At 65.4% G+C, this 25722-nt stretch carries 23 protein-coding genes, 1 tRNA gene and 1 riboswitch; of the genes, 16 read left to right on the forward strand and 8 right to left on the reverse strand.

Going from position 1 to position 25722, the window contains the following annotated elements:
• Window positions 1-67 precede the first annotated feature (67 nt).
• The 5 genes from C7449_RS01025 (at window position 68) to C7449_RS01045 (ending at window position 4597) form a co-directional block, all read left to right on the forward strand.
• Window positions 68-1051 carry an ABC transporter substrate-binding protein gene (locus C7449_RS01025; protein WP_108000924.1) on the forward strand — a complete coding sequence of 328 codons (984 nt, stop codon included), beginning with the start codon at window positions 68-70 and terminating at the stop codon, window positions 1049-1051.
• Between the two features lie 64 nt (window positions 1052-1115).
• On the forward strand, window positions 1116-1895 hold the full coding sequence (locus C7449_RS01030) for an ABC transporter ATP-binding protein (protein ID WP_108000925.1): 780 nt from the start codon (window positions 1116-1118) through the stop codon (window positions 1893-1895).
• 5 nt (window positions 1896-1900) lie between these two features.
• A complete protein-coding gene (locus C7449_RS01035) occupies window positions 1901-2824 on the forward strand; it encodes an ABC transporter permease (protein ID WP_108000926.1) in 924 nt (307 codons plus the stop codon).
• 112 nt (window positions 2825-2936) lie between these two features.
• The gene (kynU, locus tag C7449_RS01040) at window positions 2937-4184 is read left to right on the forward strand and encodes a kynureninase (protein WP_108000927.1); all 1248 of its coding nucleotides are present in this window, start codon (window positions 2937-2939) and stop codon (window positions 4182-4184) included.
• A 107-nt stretch (window positions 4185-4291) separates the two neighbouring features.
• Entirely contained in the window at window positions 4292-4597 is a 306-nt protein-coding gene (locus C7449_RS01045) for a hypothetical protein (RefSeq protein ID WP_108000928.1), read from the forward strand.
• Window positions 4598-4741: 144 nt separating this feature from the next.
• Here the strand turns inward: C7449_RS01045 and C7449_RS01050 are convergent.
• A tRNA-Pro gene (locus tag C7449_RS01050) sits at window positions 4742-4818 on the reverse strand.
• A gap of 150 nt (window positions 4819-4968) precedes the next feature.
• Between C7449_RS01050 and C7449_RS01055 the strand changes: the two genes are divergently transcribed.
• The 4 genes from C7449_RS01055 (at window position 4969) to C7449_RS01070 (ending at window position 10726) form a co-directional block, all read left to right on the forward strand.
• A complete protein-coding gene (locus tag C7449_RS01055) occupies window positions 4969-5526 on the forward strand; it encodes an MgtC/SapB family protein (RefSeq protein ID WP_108000929.1) in 558 nt (185 codons plus the stop codon).
• A 215-nt stretch (window positions 5527-5741) separates the two neighbouring features.
• A complete protein-coding gene (locus C7449_RS01060; RefSeq protein WP_108000930.1) occupies window positions 5742-7475 on the forward strand; it encodes a type I secretion system permease/ATPase in 1734 nt (577 codons plus the stop codon).
• A gap of 35 nt (window positions 7476-7510) precedes the next feature.
• The gene (locus C7449_RS01065; protein WP_108000931.1) at window positions 7511-8809 is read left to right on the forward strand and encodes an HlyD family type I secretion periplasmic adaptor subunit; all 1299 of its coding nucleotides are present in this window, start codon (window positions 7511-7513) and stop codon (window positions 8807-8809) included.
• Window positions 8810-9253: 444 nt separating this feature from the next.
• Window positions 9254-10726 carry an FAD-binding oxidoreductase gene (locus tag C7449_RS01070; protein WP_108000932.1) on the forward strand — a complete coding sequence of 491 codons (1473 nt, stop codon included), beginning with the start codon at window positions 9254-9256 and terminating at the stop codon, window positions 10724-10726.
• A gap of 73 nt (window positions 10727-10799) precedes the next feature.
• Here C7449_RS01070 and cysN read toward each other — a convergent pair whose 3' ends face one another.
• From cysN to C7449_RS01085, 3 genes are read right to left on the reverse strand one after another with little or no spacing between them, the layout of a single operon-like run.
• The gene (gene cysN, locus C7449_RS01075) at window positions 10800-12278 is read right to left on the reverse strand and encodes a sulfate adenylyltransferase subunit CysN (protein ID WP_108000933.1); all 1479 of its coding nucleotides are present in this window, start codon (window positions 12276-12278) and stop codon (window positions 10800-10802) included.
• Between the two features lies 1 nt (window position 12279).
• A complete protein-coding gene (gene cysD / locus C7449_RS01080) occupies window positions 12280-13233 on the reverse strand; it encodes a sulfate adenylyltransferase subunit CysD (RefSeq protein ID WP_108000934.1) in 954 nt (317 codons plus the stop codon).
• Between the two features lie 39 nt (window positions 13234-13272).
• The gene (locus C7449_RS01085; protein ID WP_108000935.1) at window positions 13273-14022 is read right to left on the reverse strand and encodes a phosphoadenylyl-sulfate reductase; all 750 of its coding nucleotides are present in this window, start codon (window positions 14020-14022) and stop codon (window positions 13273-13275) included.
• 512 nt (window positions 14023-14534) lie between these two features.
• Between C7449_RS01085 and C7449_RS01090 the strand changes: the two genes are divergently transcribed.
• The 4 genes from C7449_RS01090 to C7449_RS01105 are packed head-to-tail and all read left to right on the forward strand — an operon-like array spanning window position 14535 to window position 18314.
• On the forward strand, window positions 14535-15554 hold the full coding sequence (locus C7449_RS01090; protein ID WP_108000936.1) for a sulfate ABC transporter substrate-binding protein: 1020 nt from the start codon (window positions 14535-14537) through the stop codon (window positions 15552-15554).
• A 6-nt stretch (window positions 15555-15560) separates the two neighbouring features.
• Window positions 15561-16421 carry a sulfate ABC transporter permease subunit CysT gene (gene cysT / locus C7449_RS01095; RefSeq protein ID WP_108000937.1) on the forward strand — a complete coding sequence of 287 codons (861 nt, stop codon included), beginning with the start codon at window positions 15561-15563 and terminating at the stop codon, window positions 16419-16421.
• Window positions 16411-17265 carry a sulfate ABC transporter permease subunit CysW gene (cysW, locus tag C7449_RS01100; RefSeq protein ID WP_108000938.1) on the forward strand — a complete coding sequence of 285 codons (855 nt, stop codon included), beginning with the start codon at window positions 16411-16413 and terminating at the stop codon, window positions 17263-17265. Before cysT ends, cysW begins: the two co-directional genes overlap by 11 nt.
• A 17-nt stretch (window positions 17266-17282) precedes the next feature.
• On the forward strand, window positions 17283-18314 hold the full coding sequence (locus C7449_RS01105) for a sulfate/molybdate ABC transporter ATP-binding protein (RefSeq protein WP_108000939.1): 1032 nt from the start codon (window positions 17283-17285) through the stop codon (window positions 18312-18314).
• 113 nt (window positions 18315-18427) lie between these two features.
• On the opposite strand, the gene betA is transcribed toward C7449_RS01105, so the two are convergent.
• The 4 genes from betA to betI all read right to left on the reverse strand — a co-directional run bounded on the left by betA (window position 18428) and on the right by betI (window position 23969).
• Window positions 18428-20080 carry a choline dehydrogenase gene (gene betA, locus C7449_RS01110; RefSeq protein WP_108000940.1) on the reverse strand — a complete coding sequence of 551 codons (1653 nt, stop codon included), beginning with the start codon at window positions 20078-20080 and terminating at the stop codon, window positions 18428-18430.
• Window positions 20081-20375: 295 nt separating this feature from the next.
• Window positions 20376-21839: a betaine-aldehyde dehydrogenase gene (gene betB, locus C7449_RS01115; protein ID WP_108000941.1), complete on the reverse strand. Its 1464-nt coding sequence runs from the start codon at window positions 21837-21839 to the stop codon at window positions 20376-20378.
• Window position 21840: 1 nt separating this feature from the next.
• The gene (gene betC, locus C7449_RS01120) at window positions 21841-23370 is read right to left on the reverse strand and encodes a choline-sulfatase (RefSeq protein ID WP_108000942.1); all 1530 of its coding nucleotides are present in this window, start codon (window positions 23368-23370) and stop codon (window positions 21841-21843) included.
• A complete protein-coding gene (betI, locus tag C7449_RS01125; RefSeq protein WP_108000943.1) occupies window positions 23367-23969 on the reverse strand; it encodes a transcriptional regulator BetI in 603 nt (200 codons plus the stop codon). Before betI ends, betC begins: the two co-directional genes overlap by 4 nt.
• A gap of 148 nt (window positions 23970-24117) precedes the next feature.
• On the opposite strand from betI, the gene C7449_RS01130 reads away from it, so the two are divergent.
• The 3 genes from C7449_RS01130 to C7449_RS01140 all read left to right on the forward strand — a co-directional run bounded on the left by C7449_RS01130 (window position 24118) and on the right by C7449_RS01140 (window position 25691).
• Complete coding sequence (locus C7449_RS01130; protein ID WP_108000944.1) at window positions 24118-24669, forward strand: HdeD family acid-resistance protein; 552 nt, start codon at window positions 24118-24120, stop codon at window positions 24667-24669.
• Window positions 24670-24723: 54 nt separating this feature from the next.
• Window positions 24724-24785: riboswitch (Fluoride riboswitch) on the forward strand.
• Between the two features lie 85 nt (window positions 24786-24870).
• Entirely contained in the window at window positions 24871-25257 is a 387-nt protein-coding gene (crcB, locus tag C7449_RS01135) for a fluoride efflux transporter CrcB (RefSeq protein ID WP_108000945.1), read from the forward strand.
• A 5-nt stretch (window positions 25258-25262) separates the two neighbouring features.
• Window positions 25263-25691 carry an EamA family transporter gene (locus C7449_RS01140; RefSeq protein WP_210204691.1) on the forward strand — a complete coding sequence of 143 codons (429 nt, stop codon included), beginning with the start codon at window positions 25263-25265 and terminating at the stop codon, window positions 25689-25691.
• Window positions 25692-25722 lie beyond the last annotated feature (31 nt).

Here is a 25722-nt window from a genome sequence, read left to right on the forward strand (position 1 = left end):
CGGGTCCACCGCTATGATCGTCGCAGACCGCGGGATCGCCGCGGCATTTATCTTTTGGGAGGAAGATATGTCGAAGTCGAAATTCGCCTGGCTGTCGGGGATGGTCGTCGCCGGCGCTTTGCTGGTCGCGGGAACCGCCGCGGCAGATCCGGTCCGCGTCGGCATCGCCAATTTCGGCGAGCATCCGCAGCTGAACGCATCGATCGCCAGCTTCAAGAAGGCGATGGCCGACAACGGCCTGGTCGAGGGAACCGACGTCGTCTACACCGAGAGCCACACCAATTTCGATGCGTCGCTCGTCCCGCAGATGATCCAGAAGCTGCAGGCCGAGCAGCCGAAGCTGATCTACACGATCACCACGCCGGTCTCGCAGATCGCCAAAAAGGCGCTTGCCGGCTCCGGCATTCCGGTCGTCTTCGCCGCCGTCACCGACCCGGTCGCCGCCAAGCTGGTGCCGTCCTGGGAGGCAGGCGACGAGGGCATGACCGGTGCCACCGACCTGCAGGACGTCGCCGCGGTGATGGAGTTCGCCAAGAAGCTGGTGCCGACCGCCAAGCGCATCGGCGTTCCCTACAATCCGGGTGAAGCCAATGACGTCGCCATTCTGGAGAAGATGAAGGAAGCCGGCCCGGCGGTCGGTCTCGAAGTCGTCGAGGTCGGCGTCGACAACGTCAACGACATCCAGCAGCGCATCGCCTCGCTCGCCGGCAAGGCGGACGTGATCTACACCCCGGCGTCGAACCTGCTGCAGCCGGCGATCGCCGCCGTTGCCGCGGCCGCCCGCCAGGCCGGCATCCCGATCGTCAACTCCGACGACGGCGCCGTGCGCACCGGCGTCGTACCGGCGAGCTTCGCCGTCAATTACGACCAGGTCGGGCTTGCCGCCGGCAAGATCGCCGCCGAGATCCTGAAGGGCAAGGACCCGAAGACGATTCCCGCCTGGCGCCCGGCCTATGCCGACCACGCCCCGCTGGTCAACAAGGACGTACTGAAGGCCTTCGGCGCCGAGGTCCCGGCCGAGCTCGACGGGTGCGAGTGCTTCACGAACTGACCCGCGGATTGCGAACACGATCGGCGGCGCCCCTCGGGCGCCGTCGTCACACAGGGGGGAACGGATGCTGGAAATCCGCGCGGCGAAAAAGACCTTCTACAGGGGGCAGCCGGACGAAAAGGTCGCGCTCGACAGCCTCGACCTCAAGCTTTCCGCCGGCGAGTTCGGCGTCGTCATCGGCTCCAACGGGGCCGGCAAGAGCAGCATGCTGAACGCCGTGTCGGGTGCGCTGGTGCTCGATTCCGGCAAGATCCTCATCAACGGCGACGACGTCACCGAGATGCCGGTCCACAAGCGCGCCGCGCGCGTAGCCCGGGTCTTCCAGGACCCGATGAAGGGCACCGCCGCCAGCATGACGGTGGCCGAGAACATGCTGCTGGCCGATCTCCGCTCCTCCAGTCGCAGGCTCCGCAAGGGGCTGAACGCCGCCCGACTCGCGGCTTACAAGGAGCGCCTGTCGGTGCTCGGCCTCGGCCTCGAGAACCGCCTCGACACCCGCGTCGACCTGCTCTCCGGCGGCCAGCGCCAGTCGCTGTCGCTGATCATGGCCGTCGGCGGCGAGCCGGACGTGCTGCTGCTCGACGAGCACACCGCCGCCCTCGATCCGCGCACCGCCGACATCGTCATGCAGGCGACCGTGCGCGCCGTCGATGCACTGCAGCTGACGACGCTGATGGTGACCCACAACATGCAGCACGCCGTCGACTTCGGCGACAGCGTCATCATGCTCGACGCCGGCACGGTGCGCCTCGAGATCACCGGCGAGGCGAAGAAGAAGGCCACGGTCGCCGACCTGGTCAGCCACTTTACCGTTAAGACCGACCGCATGATTCTGGCGAGCTGACCACCATGGATTTCCTTCAGACCACGATTGTAAGCTTCATCGGGCTCATTCCGGTGACGCTCGCCCAGAGCCTCATCCTCGCCTTCGTGGTGCTCGGCATCATGATCCCGTTCCGCATGCTGAACTTCCCGGACCTGACCAGCGAAGGCGCGTTCCCGCTCGGCGGCTGCGTCTGCGGCGTGATGCTGGCGGCGGGCGTGGCGCCGTTTCCGGCGGTGCTGGCGGCGATGGGCGTCGGCTTCCTGGCGGGCTGCTGCACCGCCTTCATCCACCTGCGCTTCCGCATCCACACGCTCTTGGCCGGCATTCTGATGATGACGATGCTCTACAGCATCAACCTGCGCATCATGGGCAAGTCCAACCTCTCGGTATTCGGCTCGCCGACGCTGTTCGACAACGTGCCGTTCGCGCAGGCTGGCTTTCCGGCGGCAAAGATCGTCGTCGCCGGCCTGTTCGGCTTCGTCGTCTTCCTGCTGCTCGACCGCTTCTTCAAGACCGAGAAGGGCACGGCGGTGCGCGCCGTCGGCGCCAATCCGGACATGGCCGAGGCGCAGGGCATCAATGTCTGGGCGGCGACGATCGGCGGCGTCGGCCTCGCCAGCGCGTTTTCGGCGACCGGCGGCGCGCTGATGGTGCAGTCGCAGGGCTTTGCCGACGTCAACATGGGCATCGGCATCCTCATCAACGGGCTGGCGGCCTTGATGATCGGCGAGGCGATCATCGGCAAGAAGACGGTGCTGCGCCAACTCGCCGCCCCTTTCGTCGGCGCGGTGGTCTACTACCAGCTCGTCTCGCTCTGCCTTGCCGCCGGCATGCCGCCGCCGGATCTCAAGCTCGCCACCGGCCTCTTCGTGCTCGCCATGCTGGCCCTGCCCAGCCTGAAGCGCACGCGCGGATCGGCGCCGGCCCGCGAGACCATTCGCGAATAGAAAAAAGCGCGCTCCCGACGATGATCGGTCGGGCGTGCGCCTCGAATAGGGGCCGCATCGTGCCCGCCCATGGGTCGGGCACAGCGGCCAGACGAGAAAGGATCGCTCGATCATGACCGCACCTCTTGATGCCGCCGCCTTCGACGCCATGGACGCCGCCGACCCCTTGCGCGACTACCGCAAGCAATTCGCGCTTGCCGACGGGCTGATCTATCTCGACGGCAATTCCCTGGGTGCCGCCTCGGCCGCCGCCTTCGCCGAGCTGGAGACCGCAGCGAAGGAGGAGTGGGGCAGGGACCTGATCAAGAGCTGGAACACCGCCGGCTGGTTCCAGCTGCCGCTTACGCTCGGCGATCGCATCGGCCGGCTGGTCGGGGCCTCGGCCGGGCAGACGGTCGTCTGCGACACCACCTCGCTCAACATCTACAAGGCGCTGCACGCCGCGGTGGCGCTGCGGCCTGGCCGCAAGGTCATCGTATCCGAGGGCGGCAGCTTCCCGACCGACCTCTATGTCGCCGAGGGCGTCGCCTCGACCCTGCCCGGCACGCGGATCCGGCTGGAGGGCATCGACGCGCCGAACATCGCTGACCTGTTCGATGACGACGTCGCCGTCGTCCTCGTCAACCACGTCAACTACAAGAGCGGCGAATTGCGCGACATGGCGGCGCTGACCAAGCGGGCGCATGAGGTCGGCGCGCTCGTCGTCTGGGACCTCTGCCACTCGGCCGGCGCGCTGCCGGTCGATCTCGACGGCGCGAATGTCGATTTCGCCGTCGGCTGCACCTACAAGTACCTGAACGGCGGCCCCGGCTCGCCGGCGTTCATCTACGCCGCCCGCCGCCATCACGAAAACATCGTCCAGCCGCTCAGCGGCTGGTGGGGTCACGCCCGTCCCTTCGCCTTCGAGCAGAGCTTTGCGGCGGGCGAGGGCATGGTGCGCTTTCTTTGCGGCACCCAGCCGGTGCTGTCGCTGCGGGCGCTGAAGGGGGCGCTCGACCTGTGGGACACGGTCGACATGGCGGCGCTGCGCGAAAAGAGCATTGCCTTGACCGATCTCTTCATTCGTCTCGTCGAGGAGAGATGCGGGCAGTACGGCGTCGTGCTTGAAAGCCCGCGCGAGGGTGCGCGGCGCGGCAGCCAAGTCTCGTTCGCCCATGAGGGCAGCTATCAGGTGATGCAGGCGCTGATCGAGCGCGGCGTGATCGGCGATTTCCGGGCCCCCGCGACGATGCGCTTCGGCTTCACGCCTCTCTATGTCGGCTACCGCGACGTCTTCGAGGCGGTGAACGTGCTGGAGGAGATCCTGCGCACCAGCGTCTGGCGCGACGTGCGCTACGCCGTGCGCGGCGCGGTCACCTGACGGGCGCCGTCACGGCCGGTCTCACAGGCCGGCACGGCATGAGCGCTGTGATTTCGCCATTATATTAGTATTCCTTCATTGAAGCGTGTCGGTGGAGGATACGACGGATGCGGATTGCATGCTCGATGCTGCTGCTTCTGGTGGCAGCGGCCACGCTGGCCGGACCTGCTTCGGCACACAGCTTCTACGACCTCGAATGCTGCGCCGGTCGCGACTGCAAGCCGGTTCCGGACGACGAGATCAAGCCGACCAAGGACGGCTGGCTGGTGACGACGACCGGCGAGATCATCAAGTACAACAGCTGGCCGGTGAAGCATTCGCCGGACGGCCGCTTCCACCGCTGCGCCGGGCTCGGCGATTTCGGCCCGACGGGGCGCACTCAATGTCTCTACGTGCCGGATTTCGGCGAGTAGGGACGCTGGCCGGTCGTGACGGTCGTGATCGCTGCTTGCATCGCCATGGAGAACGAGCCGGCCTCGTTGGAACCGCGACCGACGGCGTGCTGTTGATCTGTGGGCTTTTGGGAGGAGAACGGCCTTCGGGAAAAGCGCTTTAGCTGGTCGGAGTGGCAAGATTCGAACTTGCGACCCCCTCGTCCCGAACGAGGTGCGCTACCAGGCTGCGCTACACTCCGTGACCAGCGGCGTCCGTATAGAACAGGCCTTCCGTTTCGACAAGCGCAAAACTCAAAAAAAATCACAGCATGCCGACAGTCCACAACCGCAGGCGCGGGATGGCGCCTGGCGGGGTGGAACCGGCCTCGTCATTGTGCGTTTCCTCCGCCATGCAGCAGATCGTCAACGACATGACCCAGCAGACCGAGCTTGCCTTCGAGGTGATTGCCGCAAGGCTGCTGGGGGCGATCATGCTGGGGGCGATGATCGGCTTCGAGCGCGAGTACCGCAATCGCCCCGCCGGTCTGCGGACCCATATCCTCGTCAGCCTGGCGGCCGCGGTCTTTGCGATCATCTCGGTCGAGATCGTGCACATGCACCATTTCGGCGACGCCCAGGTGCGGATCGATCCGCTCCGCGTCGTCGAAGCGGTAACCTCCGGGGTCGCCTTCCTCGCGGCCGGCATGATCATCTTCTCGAAGGGCAGGGTGCGGAACCTGACGACGGGGGCGGGCATGTGGCTCGCCGGCGGCGTCGGCCTCTCGGTCGGACTGGGGTACTGGCGGATTGCGATGCTCGCAGCGTTTGCCTGCCTGATCGTGCTGAACCTGCTTGGACGGCTGGAAACGGCTGGCGCCGGGAACAGCCGCAGCCGGTCTGAGCCGAACCGGGACCAGCCGCCTGCGGACACCGATTCTGCCGCGCCGGATGTCCGCGACCGGGTTTAGCCGCGCCGGAATGAACCCCATGGTAGAAGTTTGCATTAGATGTCGCTAAATTGTCCAATTGCCGCCACGTTGTGCCGGTGATTAGCGACTAAGACGCGCCTCATATCGTCGTCATCCCAGTGACGAACCCTGCATCGTCCGTTCCGCGGTTCCCGCGATAGCTGACGAGGCAGGCTTTTGTGCATTCATACCGTTATTCGGAAAGAGGGCAAAAAGTGGCAATTTCTGCAGTTAAAGCCGGCGCGGACGAGTTGCGCGCCGCACTGAAGGAAAGCGCGAATGCGTTCCTGGCGATCGGGCTTTTCAGCTTTTTCGTGAATCTCCTGGTCCTCACCGGACCGCTCTTCATGCTTCAGGTCTACGACCGGGTGCTCGCCTCCCGGTCCGAGGCGACGCTGGTGGCGCTGACCGGCCTGATGATCGGCCTGTTTGCGATCATGGGCGTGCTCGACCATATCCGCGGCCGGCTGGCAGCCCGCATCGGTGCGAATTTCCAGGCGAAGTTCGACAAGCGCGTCTTCAACGCAGTGCTCGACCGGACCAGCCTGAACGCGCGGGGCATCTCGACGCTGACCGGCATGCGCGACCTCGATGCGATCCAGGGGGCACTGTCGTCGCCTGCGTTGTTCACGCTCTTCGACATTCCCTGGACGCCGTTCTTCCTGTTCATCATCTTCATGTTCCATCCGGCGATGGGCTTGCTCGGCGTGGCTGGCGGCCTGGTCCTCGTTTCGTTCACCTGGCTGAACCAGCGCGGCACCAAGGCCGACCAGGAACGGGCCGTGCTGGCCAGCCGGATGAGCGACGAGATGACCCAGTCGCTGCAGAAGGAAAGCGATACCGTGCGGGCGCTCGGCATGCGCCGATCGGTCTCCGCCCGCTGGCAGGTGCTGCGCGACCGGGCACTCGACGCCAACGTCGGCTACAGCGACAGTAATGGCTTCTATACCATCACCTCCAAGACCTTCCGCGTCTTCCTGCAGTCGGCGATCCTGGCGCTCGGCGCCTGGCTCGTGCTGCAGAACTCGATGTCCGCCGGCGCGATGATCGCCAGTTCCATCCTCATCGGCCGCGCGCTGGCGCCGATCGATGGCGCGATCGGCTCGTGGTCGCTGGTGCAGCGCGCGTTGCAGGGCTGGCGGCAGCTTTCCGAGCTGCTCGGAAAGGTTCCGGAAGAGGAGAGCCGCACGGCGCTGCCCAAGCCGCGCGCCATCCTCGAGGTTCAGCAGGTCACGGCGATCCCGCCGGGCGAGCAGGTCGCGACGCTGCGCATGCTGTCCTTCAATCTCAACCCCGGCCAGGCGCTCGGCGTCATCGGCCAGAGCGCCTCGGGCAAATCGACGCTGGCGCGCATCCTGACCGGCATCTGGCACCCGGCCGGCGGCCACGTCCGCCTGGACGGCGCCTCGCTCGACCAGTACGGCTTCGATGGTCTGGCCGACCATGTCGGCTACCTGCCGCAGGACGTCGTGCTGTTCGAGGGGACGATCGCCGAGAACATCGCCCGCATGCAGTCCCACCCGGATGCCGAGAAGGTCGTCGCCGCCGCCAAGAAGGCCGGCGCGCACGACATGATCCTGCGCCTGCCTGACGGCTACGACACGCGGCTGCCGGCAACAGGCGCCAAGCTCTCCGGCGGCCAGAAGCAGCGCATCGGCCTGGCGCGCGCCCTGTTCGGCGATCCGGTCCTGGTGGTGCTCGACGAGCCGAATTCCAACCTCGACGCCGAGGGCTCGATGGCGCTGAACCTCGCGATCCGCAACCTCAAAGCCGAGGGCAAGTCCGTGGTGATCATGGCGCATCGGCCGGCGGCGATCGAGGAATGCGATCTCATTCTTATTCTCGAGAACGGACAGCGGCTCGCCTTCGGTCCGCGTGACGATGTGCTTCGGGCCCACCTGCGCAACCACGCGCAGGTCGTCCCGGGCACCGGCACCGGCAGCAAGTAGGCTCGAGGCGACAGACAACTTAGGAACTGGATACCATGAACAAGAAATGGAACGGTCGGCGCTACGCGCTCGTCGGCTACTCCACGGTCTTCCTGCTGCTTGGCGGCATGGCGGCCTGGGGAGCCCTGACCCGGATCAACGGCGCGGTTGTCGCCGGCGGCATCATCGAAGTCGCCAGCAACCGGCAGGTCGTGCAGCACCTCACCGGCGGCGTCGTCGGCAAGATACTGGTGCGCGACGGCGACAAGGTTGACGCCGGCGACGTGCTGATGCGCCTCGACGATACCTTCGACCGCTCGGAACTGGCCGTCATCGAAGGGCAGCTCTTCAGCCTGATGGGCACGGCGGCGCGCCTGTCGGCTGAACAGGACGATTCAACGGAAATGCGCTTCGACCCGGAGCTGATCGAACGCGCCAAGTCGGATCCGCAGGTTCAGGAGATCATCGACGGCCAGACCCGGCTGATGCAGGCCCGTAGCGAAACCCGCGACAAGCAGATCGGCCAGCTCAAGGAGAAGAAGCTGCAGATCGCCAAGCAGAACGAGGGTCTCGAAAGCCGGATCAAGGCGCTGCAGACCCAGCTGGAACTCATCGAGGAGGAACTCGATGCGCAGAACAAGCTGCTCAAGCAGTCGCTGACCAACGCCAGCCGCGTCCTCCAGTTGCAGCGCGAGCAGGCGGAGATTGCCGGCACGATCAGCCAGGCGAAGTCCAGCATCGCCGAGAATGCCGGCAAGGTGGCCGAGATCGAGCTGGCGATCCTCAACGTCGATTCCGACATGCGCGAGGAGGCGACGTCGTCGCTGCGCGACATCGAGGCTAAGATCGCCGAGCTGCAGGAAAAGCGCACGTCCAAGCTCGAGACGCTGAGCCGCATGGACATCACCGCACCGGTTTCCGGCGTCGTGCTCGGCATGACGGTGCACGCGATCAACTCGGTCATCAAGCCGGCCGATCAACTGCTCTTCATCATCCCGCAGGAGAACGACCTCATCGTCAAGACGCAGATCTCGCCGACGCAGATCGACCAGGTGCACGTGGGCCAGGTCGCCCATATCCGCTTCGGTGCCTTTGACCACCGCACGACGCCGGAGATCTTCGGCCACGTGACCAAGGTCGCAGCCGACGTGCTGCAGGATCCGCGCACCGGCATGTCCTACTACCCGGCGGAGATCAAGCCGGACGAGGGCGAAATGGCCAAGCTCGGCGACGACAAGCAGGTCATCCCCGGCATGCCGGTCGAGACCTTCATCCAGACCGCTGAGCGCTCGCCGTTGGGCTACCTGACCAAGCCGCTGGCCGACTATTTCGCCAAGGCGTTCCGCGAGCGATAGCCACGCTCCGCTCGGCGCCAGATGTCGTCGGACACGGAAAATCCGGACATCCGCCCGCTGGATTGTGGGCGGATGTTCACGCAAAAGGGGGCCACCAGGGCCCCCTTTTCATGAACGTATACGGGTGTCGGACGCACGCGTTCCGGACCCCTCGCGTTGGCGAGACCGGCGGACGCGCCCAGTACATTTTCCATACTGGACACCGCAGCAGTTGGGTCGCATAGTTCGGCCGTGAAAAACGTCCGATGGCAAGCGACGGCACCAGGCATGCCCGGAGAACCCGAGCGCGTGCAGCCGCGGCGGACACTGCTGCTTCTATGAAAATTCGGTTCGCGTCGACCCGTTTCAACGTGGTGTGCCGCAGTGTTTCCGTGTCGCCAGCACCGGTCTGAACCGATCTCGGGGCAGCCGCCGCACCCATCCGATCACGACGGAGGTGACGTTATGAGCGATGTCCAGTTCACGAAACGGGAGGGCGGTTCGATCGCGCTCTCCAACGACGCCCTGAATGCGTTGCAGACCCAGCTTCGCGGACGTCTGTGCCTGCCGGATGACGCCGGTTACGACGAGGCGCGGACGATCTGGAACGCCATGATCGACCGGAGGCCGGGCGCGGTCGTGCGTTGCCATGGCGCAAGCGATGTCATGCGGGCCGTGAGCTTTGCCCGTGACAACGGTCTGCTCTTGTCGGTGCGTGGAGGCGGTCACAACATTGCTGGCAACGCGGTCTGCGAAGGCGGCCTGCTGATCGACCTGTCACCGATGCGTTCGGTCCATGTCGATCCGCAAACGCGCACCGCACGGGTGGAGCCCGGTGCGACGCTCGGCGACTTCGACAAGGAGGCGCAAGCGTTCGGCCTCGCGACGCCGCTTGGGATCAACTCGACCACCGGCGTGGCCGGCCTGACGCTCGGCGGCGGCTTCGGATGGCTCAGCCGCAAATTCGGCTTCACCATCGACAATCTGCTCTCGGCCGACGTGGTCACGGCGGATGGCCGGCTCGTTCAGGCGAGCGCCACGGAAAACCCGGACCTGTTCTGGGCGATCCGCGGTGGCGGCGGCAATTTCGGCGTCGTCACGTCGTTCGAGTTCAAGCTGCACCCGGTCGGTCCTGACGTGGTTGCGGGGCTGATCGTTCATCCATTCGCCAACGCCCGCGAAATCCTTGCCCGCTATCGCGAGGTGGCCGCCGCCGCTTCCGACGATCTCACGATATGGGTGGTGTTGCGGCCAGCTCCGCCCCTGCCGTTCTTGCCGGAGGAAGTGCACGGCAAGGCGATCCTGGTCCTTGCGGTCTGCTATGTCGGCGAGCCGGGCAGAGCCGACGAGGCGCTGGCCCCGCTTCGGGCGATCGGTGACCCGATTGCCGATGTGATCGGCCTGCAACCCTTTGTCTCATGGCAGGCGGCATTCGATCCGCTGCTCACACCGGGCGCATTCAACTACTGGAAATCGCATAATTTTACGTCCCTGAGCGACGGGCTGCTCGACGTCCTGGTCGAACACGTCGGCGCGCTGCCGACTGCGGAATGTGAAATCTTCATCGGCCAGCTCGGCGGCGCCAGCGGCCGTGTCGCTTCCGATGAGACTGCGTTCCCGCATCGCGATGCAAAGTTTGCGATGAATGTGCATACGCGGTGGCGCGACCGCGCCGACGAGCGTGCCTCGATCGAATGGGCACGGGCGCTCTTTGCTGCGGCCGCGCCACACGCCACCGGCGGTGTCTACGTCAATTTCATGCCGGAAGACGAGACCGATCGCGTAGCGCAGGCCTATGGCGGCAATTACGAGAGGCTGGCCATGCTCAAGGCCAGGTACGATCCGGACAACATCTTCCGGCTGAACCAGAACGTCCGGCCGACGAGCGAAGCTGAGCGAAGGACGTCCACGACTTCGGAAAGGTCGTTGCAGAGATAGCCTGGCCATCACGGCAAGGACACAAAAGGGGCCGCCCGGGCGGCCCCTTTTCTACCTGCCGGAAGGGCGGGATCTACGTATCGAGCTCAGCCAGCAGTTCGGTCGCCCGGCCGGCGCTGGTGTGGCGCAGCTCGGCGTCGTGGCGGCGGCTGGCGAAGGTCTCCGTCGCCATCAGCGCCTCGGCGAGGTCGGCCGGCAGCGACAGGATCACCCGCTCGTCGCCTTTGTGGATGCCGCCGAGTTCGGTGTGCCGCCCGGTGATCATGCCGCCCGCGACCGTGTTGTGCGTGTCCGGATCGATCAGGATGAAGGCGCCGGTCGTGCGGTTCTGCTCGTAGGTATCGAAGATCGCCTGCTCGTCGAAGGACAGCGCCACCTTGCCGATCGCGTTCATCGGCAGCGCCTCGACGGCGCTCCACTTGCCGCTCTTCAGGTCGAGCTGGCTCGCGGGCGCGACGGTGACGCGCTGCCGACGGCTGCCGCTCTTCAGCCAGTAGCGTTTTCCGGGCTCGATGCCTTCGGGCTGCAGCGCGACCAGCTGGGCGTCGAACTTGCGGCCGGTCATCGGCTGGCTATCAAGCGAGACGATCATGTCGCCGCGGGCGACGTCGACCTGGCGGTCGAGAACGAGGGTGATCGCGTCGCCGGCGACGGCGGCGTTACGCACCAGGTCGAAGGTGACGATCTGCTTGACGTTGGCGATCATGCCCGACGGCAGCACGACGACGCTGTCGCCCGGCTTCACTGCACCGCCGGCGACCGTCCCCTGGTAGCCGCGGAAGCTTTCGCCCGGCCGTGAGACACGCTGCACCGGCAGGCGGAACCCGACCGTCTGGTTGGAGCGGACGGTCGCCTTCTCCAGCGTCTCGACCAGCGTCGGGCCGTCGTACCAGGGCATCGAGGCGCGGCCGTCATAAACGACGTTCTCGCCCTTCAGCGCCGAGACCGGGATCGCGGTGACCTGCTTGACGCCGAGCGACAGTGCCAGTTCCCGGAACTCGTGGCTGATCGCCTCGAAGCGGGCGCGGTCGTAGCCTGTCAGGTCGATCTTGTTGACCGCCAGCACGAACTGGCGGATGCCCATCAGCGTCGCGATCGTGGCGTGCCGGCGGGTCTGCTCCAGCAGGCCGACGCGGGCGTCGACCAGAAGCACGGCGAGGTCGGCGGTCGAGGCGCCGGTCGCCATGTTACGGGTATACTGCTCGTGGCCCGGCGTGTCGGCGACGATGAAGGAGCGCCGGTCGGTCGAGAAATAGCGGTAGGCGACGTCGATGGTGATGCCCTGTTCGCGCTCGGCCTGCAGGCCGTCGAGCAAGAGCGCGAAATCGGGCAGCCCGAGGTCGTTTTGCCTGCCGGAGGAATCGCGCGTGAGCGTGGCGGCCTGGTCTTCCTTGACCGCCTTGGTGTCCCAGAGCAGGCGGCCGATCAGCGTCGACTTGCCGTCGTCGACGCTGCCGCAGGTGATCAGCCGCAGCGGGCGCGAGTCGCGGGCGACGCGTTCGGTTTCGACGGCCGGAAAGGCGGCGATGGTTGCGGTTGCCGATGCGGTCATCTCAGAAATACCCTTCGCGCTTCTTCTTTTCCATCGAGCCGGACTGGTCGCGGTCGATGGCGCGGCCCTGCCGTTCGGAGACGGTTGCGGTTTCCAGCTCGGCAATGATGTCGTCCAGCGTCGTTGCGGTGGAACGGATCGCGCCGGTCAGCGGGAAGCAGCCGAGCGTGCGGAAGCGGATGACGCCTTCGTGCTTGGTCTCGCCCGGCAACAGCTCCAGCCGCGGGTCCTCGGCGAGGATCATCATGCCGTCGCGCTCGACGTATTGGCGCTTCTTGGCGAAGTAGAGCGGCACGATCGGAATGTCCTCGGCCTGGATGTAGCGCCAGATGTCGACCTCGGTCCAGTTCGACAGCGGGAAGGCGCGCACGCTCTCGCCGCGGTTGATCATGCCGTTGTAGACGTTCCACAGCTCCGGGCGCTGGTTGCGCGGGTCCCAGCGGTGGTCGGGGGTGCGGAACGAGTAGATGCGTTCCTTGGCGCGGCTAGCCTCCTCGTCGCGGCGCGCGCCGCCGAAGGCCGCGTCGTACTGGCCGGCGTCGAGCGCCTGGCGCAGCGCCTCGGTCTTCATGATATCGGTGTAGCGGGCCGAGCCGTGCGTGAACGGCGTGACGTTTTCTTCCGCTCCGCGCGGATTGACGTGCTCGATCAGGTCGAGGTCGTAGCGCTTCACGATCTCGTCGCGGAAGGCGATCATCTCGGCAAACTTCCAGCCGGTGTTGACGTGCAGCAGCGGGAAGGGGACGCGGCCGGGATAAAACGCCTTGCGCGCGAGGTGCAGCAGGACCGATGAATCCTTGCCGATCGAATAGAGCATCACCGGCCGTTCGAACTCGGCGGCAACCTCGCGGAAGATGTGGATGGCCTCGTTCTCGAGCGCCTTGAGATGCGGATCGAGCGGCGGCTTGGCGGCCTGTGCGCCCTTGGCCTCCGCCATGCTGCGGATATCGGACATTTTCCTGTCGTCTCCAGAAATCTTGTCGGCCGGATGGCCTCAGAGGGAACTCGAATTCAGCGAGGGGAGGGCGGCTTCGGGAACGTGAAGGCCGCATTCGCGCTTCTCGTCGTTCTCCCACCACCAGCGGCCGGCCCGCTCCGGCTCGCCGGGCTTGATCGCCCGGGTGCACGGTTCGCAGCCGATCGAGGGATAACCGCGCGCATGCAGCGGGTTCACCGGCACGGCGTTGTCGGCGACATAGGCCTGAAGCGTTGCGATGTCCCAGTCGGCCAGCGGATTGATCTTGATGAGGTTGCGCTCGGCGTCGTACTCGGCAAACGGCGTCTCGGCGCGGTTGCCCGACTGGCCCCGGCGCAGGCCGGTGATCCAGAAGGACGCCCCCTCGAGCGCGCGCGCCAGCGGCTTCAGCTTGCGTACACCGCAGCAGGCATGCCGGGCCTCGACGCTGCCATAGAAGCCGTTCAGGCCGTACCGGCTGGCATACTCGTCGACCTCGTCCTGCTCCGGATGAAAGCAAACGATCTCGATGCCGAACCGCTCTTCCGTCTCGCCGATCAGCACGGCGGTCTCCTTGAAGAGGCGGCCGGTGTCGAGCGTCGCGACCTCGATCGGCAGCCGGTTCAGGCCGATTGCCGCCGTGATCACCTGGTCCTCGATGCCGAGGCTGGTGGTGAAGACGGACCGTCCGCCGAGGCTTGCGACCAGTGCCAGCCGCGCGGCGAGGTCGAGAGCGCCCAGTTGTTCGCTGAGAGTCTGGGCGGCGGCATGTTCCGTCACTGCAGTCATGTTGTTGGGATCCTGTCCGAGTTTGTCGGATTATTGCAGGCGCGCCGGGACCCGGACAGAAAAACGGATTTCCATTCCTTTCGGCCCAGAGCAAATATCTCTCTATCTGCCGTTGATGACAGAAATCCTGCCGCCGCCGCGAGCATGCCGGAGCGGCAGCGGAGCAGGGCCGTGGCTGCGAGTGCTGCCGGACGTGTGGTGACGGAGCTTTGCCGATGGCGGCTATTGCCGTACAGTGGAAACCCGATGCCCCGCCATCTGCCTGGTTCGGGTGGGTGTGTCAGCCGCGTGTTTGGGCGGCAGGCGACGTTGAAACCTGTCGTCTTCGGGCCGGGGCGCGTTTCCTGCCGTGACCATTTCTCGGCAGAAGCATGTCACGCAGACCCCTTCGCAGGGAACTGTTTTGCCCTCTCAACCGGCTGAGGGAACCACTTTTGCGAAGTCCGCCTTCATTGTTGACGAACTCTACCATTTCTGTAGAGTTTTCGCATCAATCAAAGAGGGAGTTGGAAATGGCAATTATAAACAAGGGATTAGCAGTCGCCTTTCTTGGTGTTGGCCTCGCGGTCGGCAGCCTGTCCGCCGCGTGGGCGCAGAACACCCTGCTGAACGTCTCCTATGATCCGACCCGGGAGTTCTACAAGCAATACAACGCCGCCTTCGCGGCGCATTGGAAGGCCGAGACGGGCGAGGACGTGGCAATCCAGCAGTCTCACGGCGGCTCCGGCAAGCAGGCGCGCGCGGTGATCGACGGGCTCGAGGCCGACGTCGTGACGCTGGCGCTGGAGGCCGACATCGACGCCATCGCCGAGCGGACGAAGAAGATTCCGGCAAACTGGCGCGAGCTGCTGCCGAACAAGTCGACGCCCTATTCCTCGACGATCGTCTTCCTGGTGCGCAAGGGCAACCCGAAGGGCATCAAGGACTGGGCCGACCTGATCAAGGACGACGTCCAGGTGATCACGCCCAACCCGAAGACCTCGGGCGGGGCCCGCTGGAACTTCCTGGCCGCCTGGGCCTGGGCCGAGAAAGAATTCGGCGGCGACAGGACGAAGGTGACCGAATACGTCACGACGCTCTTCAAGCACGTGCCGGTGCTCGACACCGGCGCCCGGGGCGCCACCACCACCTTCGTCGAGCGCGGCATCGGCGACGTGCTGCTCGCCTGGGAGAACGAGGCCTGGCTGGCGCTGGAGGAACTCGGGCCCGACCAGTTCGACGTCGTCGCGCCGTCGCTGTCGATCTACGCCGAGCCGCCCGTTGCGCTCGTCAAGGGCAACGCGCAGGCCAAGGGCACGGAAAAGCTTGCAAATGCCTACCTCGAGTATCTTTATAGCAAGGAGGGCCAGAATCTTGCGGCCAAGAACTTCTATCGGCCCTCGGATCCGTCCGGCGTCGATGCGAAGCTCCTGGAGAAGTTTCCGAAGCTTGAGCTCGTGACGATCGAGGCCTTTGGTGGATGGAAGAAGGCGCAGCCGGAGTTCTTCGGCGACGGCGGCATCTTCGACCAGGTCTACAAGCCGGGGAACTGACATCATATGGCATCCGCCCGCAGCGCTGCGCGGTGGCACTGGAAAACCCCGAGCGTCATTCCGGGCTTCGGACTGACGCTCGGGTTTACCTTGGCCTACCTGACGCTCATCATCCTTATCCCGCTTGCGGGACTGGCATGGCGTTCCGCCTCCCTCGGCTGGTCCGACTTCGTCCGCCTTGTCCTCGATCCGCGCACGCTGGGCGCGCTGAAGGTCTCCTTCTCGACCGCGCTGATCGCTGCCGTCGTCAACGTCATCTTCGGGGTCGTCACCGCCTGGGTGCTGGTGCGCTACAATTTTCCCGGCCGCCGGATCGTCGATGCCATCGTCGACCTGCCCTTTGCCATCCCCACCGCCGTCGCCGGCATCGCGCTGACGGCGATCTATGCGCCAAACGGCCTTCTTGGCAGCCATCTGGCACCGCTCGGCATCAAGGTTGCCTATACGCCGCTCGGCATCATCGTCGCGCTGATCGCGATCGGGTTGCCCTTCGTGGTCCGGACCGTGCAGCCGGTCATGCAGGAGATCAGCCGGGAGGTCGAGGAGGCGGCCGCCTCGCTGGGCGCAAGCCGCCTTCAGACGATCTTTCGGGTGATCCTCCCGGGCCTGACGCCGGCGATCCTCACCGGCTTTGCGCTGGCGCTGGCGCGCGGCATCGGTGAATACGGCTCGGTCATCTTCATCGCCGGCAATATTCCGTTCGTCTCCGAGATCGCGCCGCTCCTGATCGTCATCCGGCTCGAGGAGTTCGACTACGGCGCGGCGACCGCGATTGCCACCGTCATGCTGGTGATTTCGTTCCTGATGCTGTTCCTCATCAATTTCATCCAGGCGTGGAGCAGGCGGAGGTTCGGCCATGCGCAATGAACATTTCCGGAACCCGATCAGCGAGACTGCGCCTGTTCGCTGGGCGTTGATCCTGGCCGTCCTCGCCTTCCTTGCCTTGTTTGTCCTGCTGCCGCTGCTGGTCGTATTCACGCAGGCATTCAGGGAGGGGTGGAGCGCCTACTTCAGCGCCCTGGGCGAGCCCGACGCGGTCTCCGCCATCAGGCTGACCTTGCTGGTGGCGGCGATCGCCGTACCCGCCAACCTGATCTTCGGTCTTGCAGCCTCCTGGGCGATCGCCAAGTTCGACTTCAAGGGCAAGGCCTTCCTGATCACCCTGATCGACCTGCCGTTCTCGGTCTCCCCGGTCATTTCGGGCTTGGTCTACGTGCTGCTGTTCGGCGCGAACTCGGTGCTCGGTCCGTTCCTGAAATCCCACGGCCTGCAGGTGGTGTTTGCCGTTCCCGGCATCGTGCTCGCCACGATCTTCGTCACCTTTCCCTTCGTCGCCCGCGAACTGATCCCGTTGATGCAGGAGCAGGGCACCGGCGACGAGGAGGCGGCGATCTCGCTCGGCGCCAACGGGTGGCAGGCCTTCTGGTACGTGACGCTGCCGAACATCAAGTGGGGCCTGCTCTATGGCGTGCTGCTCTGCAACGCCCGCGCCATGGGCGAGTTCGGCGCCGTCTCGGTCGTCTCCGGCCATATCCGCGGCCTGACCAACACGATGCCGCTGCATGTCGAGATCCTCTACAACGACTACAACATCGTCGGTGCCTTCGCCGTCGCCTCATTGCTGGCGTTGCTGGCGCTCCTGACGCTCGTGCTTCGGACGATCCTTGAAACCCAATACGGCTCCGAGCTTTCGGCCACGCAGAAACACTAAAAAGAGCAGATCCGCACATGGAAATCCGCGTTGAAAAGATCCGCAAGGAGTTCGATCTCTACCCGGCGCTGCACGATGTCTCGCTGAAGATCGAATCCGGCGAACTCATCGCCCTGCTCGGTCCCTCCGGCTCCGGCAAGACGACGCTGCTGCGCCTGATCGCCGGCCTCGAACAGCCGACGCTCGGGCGCATCTTCTTCGGCGAGGAGGACGCCTCGTACAAGACCGTGCAGGAGCGCAATGTCGGCTTCGTCTTCCAGCACTATGCGCTGTTCCGGCATATGAATGTGGCGCAGAACGTCGCCTTCGGCCTGACCGTGCGGCCCCGCCACCAGCGCCCGCCCAAGGCCGAGATCCGCCGCCGGGCGCTCGAGCTTCTGGACATGATGCAGCTGACCGGGCTGGAGAAGCGTTTTCCGAACCAGCTCTCCGGCGGCCAGCGCCAGCGGGTGGCGCTCGCCCGCGCCATGGCGATCGAGCCCAGGGTGCTCTTGCTCGACGAGCCGTTCGGGGCGCTCGATGCCAAGGTGCGCAAGGAGCTGCGCCGCTGGCTGCGCGAGTTCCACGACCGCACCGGCCACACCACAGTCTTCGTCACCCACGACCAGGAGGAGGCGCTGGAGCTCGCCGACCGGGTGGTGGTGATGAGCCAGGGCAAGATCGAGCAGGTCGGCTCCTCGGACGACGTCTACGACCGCCCCAACTCGCCCTTCGTCTTTTCTTTCATCGGTGAGAGCGCCAACCTGCCGGTGAGCGTCATCGATGGCACCGTGCATTTTCACGGACAGTCGACCGGGCTCGCCGCCCAGCGCGACGGCGAGGCGCATCTGTTCTTCCGCCCGCAGGACGTGTCGCTGGTGGAGGAGGGGCCAGGCCTGTCCGGTCCCGTCACCTCGAGCCGACGCCTGGCCGGCACCCGGATCGCCGAGGTGGAACTGGGCTCGGCGAAGAGCCCGTGCCACGTCGAGATCGAGGTGCCGCTAGATGCGTCCGTCTCCAACGGCACCACGCTGGCCTTCCGCCCGACGCGTTGGAAGCTGTTCTACTGATCCGACAGGTCGGCAGGTCCGGGACCGGCTTCGGACTCGCATTCAGCCCGTTGATCTCGCCGGACGTCAGGTCAGGGACGGCTTGATGCAAGGGGCCAGGGCGAAGACACCCGTCAGCGGTCGCTCGTCTCCCAGCGCGGATTGATCCAAGGCTCCTGGTTGGAGCGGGGCAACGGCTGCCGGCCGAGGATATGGTCGGCGGCCTTCTCGCCGGTCATGATCGAGGGACCGTTCAGGTTGCCGTAGGTGATGTGCGGGAAGATCGACGAATCCGCCACCCGCAGACCGTCGACGCCAATGACGCGGGTCTCCGGATCGACGACCGCCATCGGATCGCTGGGCGAACCCATCTTGCAGGTGCCGCAGGGGTGATAGGCGCTTTCCAAGTGCTCGCGCAGGAAGGCGTCGATCTCCTCGTCCGTCTGCACCTTTTCGCCCGGCTGGATTTCCGGGCCGCGATAGGCATCAAAGGCCTTCTGGCCGAAGATCTCGCGGGTCAGCCGCACACAATGGCGGAATTTTTCCCAGTCCTCCGGATGGCTCATGTAGTTGAAGCGGATGACGGGGTCGGCCATCGCATCAGCCGAGCGCAGCGTCACGCTGCCGCGCGACTTCGAGAGATTGTAGCCGACATGCGCCTGGAAGCCATGGGTGTTTGCCGCCGCCTTGCCGTCATAGGAGATCGCCACCGGCAGGAAATGATACTGGATGTCCGGCTGCTTAACGCCGGGGGCCGAGCGCAGGAAGGCGCAGGCCTCGAACTGGTTTGAGATGCCGAGCCCCTGCTTGAAGAACAGCCACTGGGCGCCCGCCACGGCCTGCCAGAACCACGGCAGCCAGGAATAGAGCGACACCGGCTTGGTCGAGACCTGCTGGAAATAGAACTCCATGTGGTCCTGCAGATTGGCGCCGACGCCCGGCCGGTCGGCCTTCACCTCGATGCCCATGTCCTTGAGGTGCTGCGCCGGGCCGATGCCGGAGAGCATCAGCAGTTTCGGCGAATTGAACGTAGAGGCCGAGACGATCACCTCGCGCTTGGCGCGCATCACCTCGATCTTGCCGTTGCGCTCGACCTCGACGCCGACGGCGCGGCCGTTCTCGATCACGATCCTGCGGGCAAAGCAGCGCACCAGCTCGACATTCGGCCGCCTCAGTGCCGGCTTAAGGTAGGCATTTGCCGCCGACCAGCGCCGGCCCTGCCAGACGGTCTGCTCCATCAGGCCGAAACCTTCCTGCTTGGAGCCGTTATAGTCCTCGGTCAGCTCGAAGCCGGCCTGCTTGCCGGCCTCGATGAAAGCGTGGAACAGCGGGTTCTTCAGTGGTCCGCGCTTGACGTGCAGCGGCCCGTCCGTGCCGCGCCAGCCCTCCTCGCCGCCATGGCTGTGCTCCATCCGCTTGAAGTAGGGCAGCACGTCCGCATAGGCCCAGCCGCGCGCGCCGAGTTCCTCCCAGCGGTTGAAGTCCTCGGCATGGCCGCGCACATAGACGAGGCCGTTGATCGACGACGAACCGCCGATCACCTTTCCGCGCGGGGCGGTGATCCGCCGGTTGTTCAGGTTCGGCTCCGGCTCCGACAGATAGCCCCAGTTGTAGCGCTTCATGCTCATCGGCCACGCGAGTGCGGCCGGCATCTGGATGAACGGCCCGATGTCCGAGCCGCCATATTCCAGCACCATCACGGTGTTCCTGCCGTCCTCCGAAAGCCGATAGGCCAGCGCCGAGCCTGCCGAGCCGGAACCGACGATGATGTAATCTGCGTTCTGCATGTGCGTCACTTCCTACCTGACTTGCCCCTCATCGGCTGCCGCCGCCTTCTCCGCCCCCGGGAGAAGGTGTATGCCGCGCCGCTGCCCCATTCTCTATGCCCCTGCGGCCCGGGCTTTCGGGGAGACGCCGGGCCAGAGGCAATGTGCCCATAAACACGCCGCCATGCCTCTGAGGCGAGGAGAGCGCCGGGTCTGTCCCTCCCCCCTCGTGGGGAGGGTGGCCCGAAGCGGCGGGAGGGGTTTTGCGCGCGGCATTCCCTCCCCAACCCCTCCCCACAAGGGGAAGGGGGCTTACTCAATACGGCGCCTCGACCGGCCCCATCGACACGTACACCGTCTTCAGCTCCGAATAGTGCTCCAGTGCGGCAAGCGAGTTCTCGCGGCCGAAGCCGGATTGCTTGGAGCCGCCAAAGGGAATTTCCACGGGGCAGAGGTTGTAGGTGTTGATCCACAGCGTGCCGGCCTCGAGGCGATCGACGATGCGGTGGGCGCGGGTAATGTCGCGGGTGAAAACGCCGCCGGAGAGGCCGAATTCCGTGGCGTTGCCGCGGGCGATCACCTCGTCCTCATGCTCGAAGTCGAGCACGCACATCACCGGCCCGAAGATCTCCTCGCGGGCGATCGTCATGTTATCGGTAACGTCCGCAAACACGGTCGGCTGGATATAGTAGCCTTCGCCGGGAACGTGGTTCGGGACGCCGCCGCCGGTGAGAAGCGTCGCGCCCTCCGCCTTGCCCTTGCCGATATAGTCGAGCACCTTGTCGCGCTGGGCCTTGGACACCATCGGGCCGAGCTGCGTCGCCTCGTCCAGCGGCTCGCCGATGACGATCCTTTCCGTGCGCTCCTTCAGCCGCGACAGGAATTTCTCCTTGATGCCCTTCTGCACGAACACGCGGGTTCCGTTCGAGCAGACCTGGCCGGTCGAGTAGAAGTTGCCGAGCATCGCCCCGCCGATGGCGCTTTCCAGATCGGCATCGTCGAAGACGATCAGCGGCGACTTGCCGCCGAGCTCCATCGTCACGTGCTTCAGTTCGGATGCGGCTGCGCCCGCCACCTTCCTGCCGGTCGGCACCGAGCCGGTCAGCGAAACCTTGGCGACATCCGGATGGTTGACGAGCAGCGGCCCGGTCGTCCGGTCGCCCTGGATGACATTGTAGAGCCCCTTCGGCAGGCCGGCCTCGATCAGGATCTCGGCGATCTTCAGCGCGCCGAGCGGGGTGTTCTCCGACGGCTTGAACACCATCGCATTGCCGGAGACCAGCGCCGGCGCGCCCTTCCAGCAGGCGATCTGCTGGGGATAGTTCCAGGCGCCAATGCCGACGCAAACGCCGAGCGGCACGCGCTTGGTGAAGGCGAAGTCCTGGCCGAGCGGAATGTAATCGCCATTCAGCCCGGCGGCGGCGATGCCGCCGAAGAACTCGAAACTGTCGGCGCCCGAGGTGGGATCGGCGACGATCGTCTCCTGGATCGGCTTGCCGGTGTCGAGCGTCTCAAGCTCCGAGAGCTCGCGGTTGCGCTCGCGCATGATCTCGGCGGCACGTTTCAGGATACGGCCACGTGCGGTGGGGCTCATCGCCGCCCATTCCGGCTGGGCACGCTTGGCGGCGGCGATCGCCTTCTCGATGATCGCCGGCGTTGCCGCGTGCAGGCGCGCGATCACCTCGCCCGTGGCCGGATAGACGCTCTCGAACGGCGTGCCGGCAGTGTCCTCGACATATTCGCCGTCGATGAAGTGCGAGGCTTTCGGTTGGGCTCTCATCTCATTCTCCTCGCGGGTAGCGTTTGGATTCCTCGAGGTTATCGAGGTTCATGTGGTTGCGCATGTAGCGCTCGGAGGCCTTCTGCAGCGGCTGGTGGTCCCACGGATAGTAGGCGCCGTTGCGGAGCGCCTCGTAGACCACCCAGCGCCGCGCCTGGCTCTCGCGCACGGCAGCATCGAAGGCTTCCATGTCCCAGCGCGCCTCGCGCATGGCGCGGAAGGCTCCAAGCGTCGCCTTGACGACCGGGTCGGAAGAGGCCGCCAGGTTGTTGAGTTCCAGCGGATCGGCCTCGAGGTCGTAGAGTTGCTCGGGGTCGAGTTCGCAGTGAACGTATTTCCACTTGCCCTCCCGGATGCCGACGAGCGGCGCGTAGGAGGCTTCGGCGGCATACTCCATCAGCACCGGCGTGGTGCGTTCGGCGCCGTTGATGACCGGGACCAGGCTTTCGCCGTCCGTCCACGGCATCACGTCTTCCATCGAAATGCCGGCGAGATCGCAGAGCGTCGGCGTCACGTCCAGGTTGGAAACCGGCACCGTGTGCAGCCCGGCGCTCACGCCGGGGCCGGCGACCATCAGCGGCACGCGCGCCGAGCCCTCGAAGAAGTTCATCTTGAACCACAGGCCACGCTCGCCGAGCATGTCGCCGTGGTCGGAGCAGAACAGGATCAGCGTGTCGTCCAGCATTCGGGTCCGGGTGAGCGTGTCGACCAGTTCGCCGACCTTCTCGTCGAGATAGGAGATGTTGGCGAAATAGGCGCGGCGCGAGCGGCGCACGTTCTCGTCGGTGATGTTGAAGCTGGCATAGTCGCAGGAGTGCAGGATGCGTGCGGAATGCGGATCCTGCTGCTCCAGCATGCCGACTTCCGGCATCAGGTGTTCGCAGTCCTCGTAAAGGTCCCAGAATTTCTTGCGCGCCACGTAGGGATCGTGCGGATGCGTGAAGGAGACGGTGACGCACCAGGGGCGGCGCTCCTTGTCGTCGTTCTCGCGCGACAGCTGATAGAGCTTCTGGTTGGCGAGGAAGGCGACCTCGTCGTCATACTCCATCTGGTTGGTGATCTCGGCGACGCCGGCACCCGTCACCGAACCCATGTTGTGGTACCACCAGTCGATGCGCTCGCCCGGCTTGCGATAGTCCGGCGTCCAGCCGAAGTCGGCCGGGTAGATGTCGGTCGTCAGCCGCTCCTCGAAACCGTGCAACTGGTCAGGCCCGACGAAGTGCATTTTCCCCGACAGCGCCGTGTAATAGCCGGCGCGGCGCAGGTGATGGGCGAAGGTCGGGATCGAGGAGACGTATTCGGCGGCGTTGTCGTAGACCCGCGTGCGGCTCGGCAGCTGCCCGGCCATGAACGAGGCACGGGCCGGGGCGCAGAGCGGCGAGGAGGTGTAGTTGTTGGCAAAGCGGGCGGACCGCTTCGCCAGCGCCTTCATGTGCGGCGCATGCAGCCAGTCCGCCGGGCCGTCCGGAAACAGCTTTCCGTTCAGCTGGTCGACCATGATGATCAGGATATTCGGTTTACTGGCGGTCACGCTCTTGCTCCAGGCGCCATGAAGGGGCGCAAATGTGCGGTCAGATAATCCTCCGTCAGCGCGATCGAGGAATCGATGCTGATCGGCGCGGACCTCAGACTTTGTCGGATATAGAGGCCGTCGATCATCGCGGCGGCGCCTTCGGCGATGCGAACTGCGTCATCGGCCGGGCAAAGCCGCTTCAGGTTGGCCACGAGGTTGGAGCGCAGCCGCCGGGCATAGAGAACCAGCAGCCGCCGTGTCTCTTCCGAACGCTGCGCATCGGCGTAGAAGGCGAGCCAGGCGGCGATCGTCTCCGGCCTGAACTGGTCCGCGTGGAAGCTGACGCGGATGATCGCCGACAGCTTCTCACGCGGCGTGTGAACCGCTTGCATCGCCATGACCATATCGTCGCGCAACTGCTGGAGAAGACTCCGGAATGTGGCGATGAGCAGTTGCTCCTTCGAGCCGAAATAGTGGTGCGCCAGCGCCGCCGACACGCCGGCATGCCGGGCGATCTCCGACATGGTCACGGCCACTGATCCGTGGTCGCCGACCGCGCGTAGCGTCGCATCCACAAGCGCCTTGCGGCGCACCGGCTCCATTCCGACTTTCGGCATCTCCGTCCTCCCGAGGCGAGAGATTATTTTTAATTGATCGATCAATCAATGAAAAACTTCCGCCGTGTCCGTCGGCCGAACCGGGCGATGACAGCGGGCGATTTCGTGGTACCATCACCGCTTCTCGTTCGACTGTCTGGGGGTTGTCATGACTGTTAGTTCGGGAATACCTCATCTCTCTGAAGTTCGCGGCAAATGGGGCTGGTTCGTTGCACTTGGCGTTGCCCTGTTTGCCTTCGGCCTGCTCGCCGCCGCCCACCTCGTGTGGGCGACCGTGGCCACGGTCTATTACGTCGGCATGCTGATGATCATCGGCGGCTGCGTCTATCTGGCCCATGCCTTCCAGGTGAAGGCGTGGAAGGACACGATCTACTGGGTGCTGAGCGCGCTGCTCTATCTCGCCGCCGGCGTTCTCGCCTTCGTCAACCCGATCCTGACCTCCGCGGTCCTGACGCTGTTGATGGCCTGTGCGTTGCTGGTCTCCGGCCTGTTCCGCATCTGGGTGGCGTTTGATTCCCGTCACGAAAGCGGCTGGGGCTGGCTGCTCGCCGGCGGCATCGTCACCGCGCTTGCCGGCCTCGTGTTCCTGATCGGCTGGCCGGTCAACAGCCTGTGGCTGCTGGGGCTCTTCCTCGCCTTCGACCTGGCGATGCAGGGCTGGGCGCTGATCGGCTTCGGCTTCGCGCTTCGCAACGCCTGAAACGAGGCGGCGCCGCCCGTTTGACAGCACAACCACATCCGCGATAGGTAACGGGCGTGGGATGGGGATGGAGCTCCCCGACAACCGCCATATCGGCTGATAGCTCCTGCCAACGGCGGACCGGAAGGTCGCGCGGGGCAGGTGCATGGCCAGCCGCTCACGGGCGTCTTCCGTTGCCACCACATCGTGGAAGGGAACGGTATGAACTATCTCATCGTCTTCATCGGAGCAGGGATCGGCGGCGCTGGCCGGCATGGCGTCAACGTGCTGTCGGCACGCCTCTTCAGCAACGGCTTCCCGCTCGGCACGCTGACCGTCAACGTGGTCGGCTGCATGGTGATGGGCCTGCTGGCCGGCTTCTTCGCCTTCCGCGGGCACCTGCCGCAGGAGTGGCGGCTGCTTCTGACGACCGGCGTGCTCGGCGGTTTCACCACTTTTTCCGCGTTCGCGCTCGACGCCACGCTCCTGTGGGAACGGGGCAACCTAGGTCTCGCCTTGACCTATGTTCTTGCAAGCGTCGTTCTGTCGCTCGGCGCCCTCGTCGTCGGACTGTATCTCGCGCGTATCGCCTGGGTGAGCCTGCCGTGAGGGCGCTGCTGCTGTCCTGGCAATTCTGGGCGATCGGCTCGGCCGTGTTCGCGGCGCTGACCGCAGTCTTCGCCAAGGTGGGCCTGGAGGGCATCGGATCCGACTTCGCCACCTTCGTCCGCACGGTGGTCATCCTCGCCGCGCTCACCGTCATGCTGTCGGTGACCGGGACCTGGCAGGCGCCCGCCACGGTGCCGCCGCGAAGCTGGCTTTTCCTCATCCTCTCGGGACTGGCGACGGGGGCTTCATGGCTCTGCTATTTCCGCGCCCTCAAGCTCGGAGAGGCCTCGCAGGTCGCGCCCGTCGACAAGCTGAGCGTGGTGCTGGTCGCGGCGTTTGCCGCAATCTTCCTCGGGGAGCGCCTGTCGGCCATGCACTGGATCGCCGTGTGCCTGATTGCGGTCGGCGCCGTGATGCTGACGCTGCGGATTTGACGGCGTTCTGATGTAAGCCCCTGCCGGCATT

The sequence above is a fragment of the Mycoplana dimorpha genome (genome assembly GCF_003046475.1).
Taxonomy (GTDB): Bacteria; Pseudomonadota; Alphaproteobacteria; order Rhizobiales; family Rhizobiaceae; genus Mycoplana; species Mycoplana dimorpha.